The 4,138-nt window shown below is 73.1% G+C and carries 5 protein-coding genes; 2 read left to right on the top strand and 3 right to left on the bottom strand.

What is annotated here, in order from left to right; genetic code table 11:
- Positions 1-130: 130 nt before the first annotated feature.
- The 3 genes from JS521_RS26185 to epsC all read right to left on the bottom strand — a co-directional run bounded on the left by JS521_RS26185 (position 131) and on the right by epsC (position 2,485).
- Positions 131-718 (bottom strand): cupin domain-containing protein, encoded by a 588-nt coding sequence (locus JS521_RS26185; protein WP_205085437.1) that lies wholly within the window; start codon positions 716-718, stop codon positions 131-133.
- A complete protein-coding gene (locus JS521_RS26180; protein WP_205085436.1) occupies positions 715-1,695 on the bottom strand; it encodes a PLP-dependent cysteine synthase family protein in 981 nt (326 codons plus the stop codon). Before JS521_RS26180 ends, JS521_RS26185 begins: the two co-directional genes overlap by 4 nt.
- A 73-nt stretch (positions 1,696-1,768) precedes the next feature.
- Positions 1,769-2,485, bottom strand: coding sequence for a serine O-acetyltransferase EpsC (epsC, locus tag JS521_RS26175; protein WP_205085435.1), 717 nt, complete (start codon positions 2,483-2,485; stop codon positions 1,769-1,771).
- Between the two features lie 288 nt (positions 2,486-2,773).
- Between epsC and JS521_RS26170 the strand changes: the two genes are divergently transcribed.
- Positions 2,774-3,013, top strand: a complete 240-nt coding sequence (locus JS521_RS26170) for a tautomerase family protein (RefSeq protein ID WP_075265419.1) — start codon at positions 2,774-2,776, stop codon at positions 3,011-3,013.
- Positions 3,010-4,008 carry a hypothetical protein gene (locus JS521_RS26165; protein WP_205085434.1) on the top strand — a complete coding sequence of 333 codons (999 nt, stop codon included), beginning with the start codon at positions 3,010-3,012 and terminating at the stop codon, positions 4,006-4,008. Before JS521_RS26170 ends, JS521_RS26165 begins: the two co-directional genes overlap by 4 nt.
- Positions 4,009-4,138 lie beyond the last annotated feature (130 nt).

The raw sequence follows: 4,138 nt of genomic DNA, 5'->3' as shown, positions 1-4,138 counted from the left end.
TCCCCGCCCCCTCCGCCTCCGCGGCCCCCTTGCGCCCCGGTTGGTCTCGTTTTTTCTGGTTTTTGTGTTGGTGGTTGTTCCCTTTGGGGGGGGGGGGGGGGGGGGGGCGGGGGCCGGGGGGGGGGGCCGGTCAGTCGTGGTGGTGCGGGGCGGAGTGCGCGCCGCCGGGGCCGTGGTGATGGTGATCGGGGCCGTGGTGATGATCGTGGTCGGGGCCGTCGCCGTGCGTATGCCGGTGCGGGTGGTCGTGATCGGTGCTGGGAGCGTCGACCTCGAACTGGTCGTACTTCTCCATGAGCGCGACCATCTCCCCGCGGGTGGGGCGGTTGCCGTCGGCGAGCAGGGCGGCCAGGCCCTCGAAGTAGCCCTCGCGGTGTTCGGCCGGGGTGAAGATGATCAGCATCTCCACGAGCGAGTCGCTCTCGTTGCGGAAGCCGTGCACCGCGTTCTCCGGCACGTGCATGAAGTCCCCGGCGCGGGCGGTGCGCCAGCCGGTGCCGTCGTGCAACCGGACCTCGCCCGTCAGGACGTAGAAGGACTCGGCGATCTTGGAGTGGTAGTGCGGGTCCGCCCCGCCGGCCCCCGGCAGCATCGAGTGGTGGAAGAGCCCGAAGCGCCCGTCGGTGGTCTCCGCGAGGGCTATGAACCGGGTGGTCGTGGCGGTTCCGATCTCGGCCTTCACCGCGTCCGCGTAGGCCCGGAACATCGCGTGGCTCATGCCTGGTCCTCCCACATGCTCAGGTAGCGCTCGCCGGTGTCCGGCAGAAGGGTCACCACGATGCCGTCGGAGAGCTCCGGCCTTCGGGCGACGCGCTCACTGGCGTACGCGGCGGCGCCGGACGAGACGCCGGCGAAGAGGCCCTGACCGGTCGCCAGCCGGCGCGCGGTGAGGAGGGCGTCCTCGTCGGAGACCGTCACGACCTCGTCGATGAGGGAGACGTCGGTGGTGTCGGCGACGAAGCCGCCGTTGAGCCCGGGGATGCGGTGCTGGCCCGCGTACCCCTTCGACAGGATGGGCGACTTCTCGGGCTCGACCGCTATCACGCGTACGTCCGGATCGTGCTCCTTGAGGGCGCGGGCGACTCCGGTGAGGGTGCCGCCGGTGCCCACCCCGCAGACGAACGCCGCGATGCGGCGGCCGAGGGAGGACACGGCTGCCTGGATCTCCGGCCCCGTGGTCTCGTAGTGGGCGCGTACGTTGTCGCGGTTCTCGTGCTGGCAGGGGAACCAGGAGTCCGGAGTGGCCGCGTGCAGCCGCTCGGCCTCGGTGATCGCCCCCGGGTAGCCGAGCGAGCTCGGCGTCTGGACGATCTCGGCCCCGAACGCGCGCAGCAGCCTGACCCGTTCGGCCGTGGCGTTGTCGGGAAGCACGATCACGCAGCGGTAGCCGCGGGAGGCGGCGAACGCGGCCAGGGAGATCCCGGTGTTCCCGGAGGTCGCCTCGATGACGGTGCCGCCGGGCCGGAGCGCGCCGCGTTCCTCGGCCGCACGCAGCATGTACAGGGCGGCGCGGTCCTTGCTGGAGGACATCGGGTTGGCGGACTCCAGCTTCGCCAGCACCCGGGCGCCCGGTGCCAGATCGCGCAGCCGCAGCTCCAGCAGCGGTGTGGACCCGACGAGGTCCTCGATCCGTGAGGCGACGGCGGGGCGGGCGGGGGCGACCGAGGTGAGCGGGGCGTGAGCGGTGGTGGTCATGGCTGCATCTCTCGCAATCGGATGGGTCGGGGGCGGAAGGCTCTGGCTGTCACCGGGAGGAGGCGGAGGGCTGTCACCAGGAACCGGCGGAGGCGATGACGGTGAAGACGTCCTCCATGAGCTCCGGCCGCCGGCCGGGCTCCTTGATGACGGCGGTGGGCGCGAGCACCCGGGCACCGCCCGGGACGTCCTTGTTGACCAGGGCCTGGGCGCCGATGACCGCCCGGTCCCCCACGGTCACCGGTCCGAGGACGGTGGCGTTGGCGCCGAGGATGACGCCGCTGCCGACGACGGGGTGGCGGCGGTCGCCCTCGGGCCGCTTGTTGTCGCTCCACCAGCCGACGGCACCCAGGGTGACCTGGTGGTACATGGTCACGTCGTCACCGATGACGGCGGTCTCCCCGACCACGACGCCGGCGCCGTGGTCGATGAAGACCCGGCGGCCCAGCACGGCCCCGGGGTGGATCTCGACCGCGGTCACCCGGCGGGCCCAGCGGGCCAGCAGCCTGGCCGGGATGCGCAGGCCGCGACCGTGCAGGCGGTGAGCGACGCGGTGCGCCCACAGCGCGGTGAGCGCGGGGTGGAGGATCGCTTCCTTCCTGCCCCGTACGGAGGGGTCGCGGGCCACGACGACGGCGAGGTCGTCGCGCAGCGCGGCGAGCAGGCGGGGGGTGGCGGAAGCGGGGGTGGCGGCCGGTGCCTCGGACTCACCGCCGGGCGCGGAGGCGTTGCCGGGCGCGGGGCCGAGGGCCGGATTCGATGCCGGTTTCGTCGGACTGAGCAGGCTCATCGTGGCTCCAGGGGCGGGGTGGGCCTCATGACTGGAGCTGAGCGTGCCCGGTGGGCTTCCCTCCGCGGTCCCGTCGCGTTCCCACCCGGCGGGAGCGTCTCGGGCGGTGCGGAACGAGGAGGGAACAGGGCGGGAAACATTCGGGAACGCTCCGGCCCACACTCGCCTGAGCGCCACGCGACCGTCCGTCGGACGGCCGGTCCGGTTCCGCGTCGGCGGCCCCCGCGGCCCTGCGCCGCTCCCCACCCCGCCCCGCCTCGCCTCGCGCCGAAACGAAGGAGTCCTACCGTGCCTGTGATTTCCGTTGACTGGTGGAAAGGGAACGATCGCGCACAGCGGCAGGAACTGGTCGAGGAACTGACCGCCTGTGTGTCCCGGATAGCCGGTTGCCCCGAGGATGCCGTCACCGTCATCGTGCGGGACGTGGAGACCGACCACTGGGGCAAGGGCGGCGTGCTCGCCGACGCACTCCTCGCCGGCGCCGTCTCCCGGCCCGGGCCGCAGGACACCGGAGGACAGCAGCCATGACGGTGCCGACCGGATCCGGCACCGCCGATCCCCGGCGTCTGCTCCTCGTCGCACCGTCGCGCCGACTGACGGCCGCGGCGAAGGAGGCCGGCTTCCATGTCGTGACCGTCCCGGACACGACCGGATTCACCGACGAGGCGCTTCGCGCGCACCTTCGGGAGACCGTGCTCACCCAGCGGGTGGGCAGGCTGATCGCCTGCGGGGACGCGAGTACCCACCCCGCTGTTCTGCAGGCGGCCGAGGAACTGGGCGTTTCACCGAATCCCGCCTCCGCCGCCCGGCTGCTCGCGGATGCCGCCGAGGTCAGAAATCTGCTGAATCGCAGCGGCCCCCAGTGGCAGGCGCTGGCCCTGCCGGACGAACCGGGACACAGGCCGCCGCTGTGCGATGTCGGGTACGGGGTGGAGACCCTCACGGTCGAGGGGATGCACCGGGTCACCGGCATCGTGGAATTCCGTCGCGACGACGGGAGCTTCGGCGACCGGGGGGAACCCGGCGCAGGGCACGGACCGGACGGAGCGGACCGCGGTGTCACGACGCCGCCGGGGTCCGGCCCGGCCGTCCACACCTTCCCGGCACCGATCACCGGTGCGGAGGAGGCGGAGATCAGAGCCCTGGCCACGGGCCTCCTGGACCTGGTCGGTTACGAGTTCGGGTACGCGTTCACCCGCATCGCGCGCACCGGACGAGGACCTCGGATCGTGGACGCGGTGCCACGGCAGGCGAGTTGGCCCGCCTCCCGGCTGATCGAACTCACCACGGGACTGGTCGCGGAACGCGAACTGGTCCAGGCCCTGTCGGGCAAGCCGCTGAAGGCGGCGATGCCGGTGGGGTGCGCGGCCGCCCTCCCGCTGTCCGATCCGCCCGGAGCACCCGGGCGGATCGCGGCACCTGGGGATGTGCGGGAGACACGGGACGGGTATGCCGTCCTCACCGCGCTCACACCCGCCGAGCTCGCCTCCCGCACGGCAGCCGTGCTCGGCTGTCCCACCTGACCCTGAACCGCTCGATGGAGGGGCGGGGGGGGGGGGGGGGGGGGGGGGGGGGGGGTGGGGGGGGGGGGGCGCGGGGGCGGGGGGCGGGGCGGGGGGGGCGGGCGCGGGGGATAAAACAAAAAAAAGCAGA

It is taken from the genome of Streptomyces durocortorensis (assembly GCF_016901035.1).
In the GTDB taxonomy this organism is placed as follows: Bacteria; Actinomycetota; Actinomycetes; order Streptomycetales; family Streptomycetaceae; genus Streptomyces; species Streptomyces durocortorensis.
This window is presented reverse-complemented; position numbering and strand designations above follow the sequence as displayed.

Coding starts and splice junctions, on each gene's coding strand:
- JS521_RS26185 (WP_205085437.1), bottom strand. CDS start 718: ATGAGCCACGCGATGTTCCGGGCCTACGCGGACGCGGTGAAGGCCGAG.
- JS521_RS26180 (WP_205085436.1), bottom strand. CDS start 1,695: ATGACCACCACCGCTCACGCCCCGCTCACCTCGGTCGCCCCCGCCCGC.
- epsC (WP_205085435.1), bottom strand. CDS start 2,485: ATGAGCCTGCTCAGTCCGACGAAACCGGCATCGAATCCGGCCCTCGGC.
- JS521_RS26165 (WP_205085434.1), top strand. CDS start 3,010: ATGACGGTGCCGACCGGATCCGGCACCGCCGATCCCCGGCGTCTGCTC.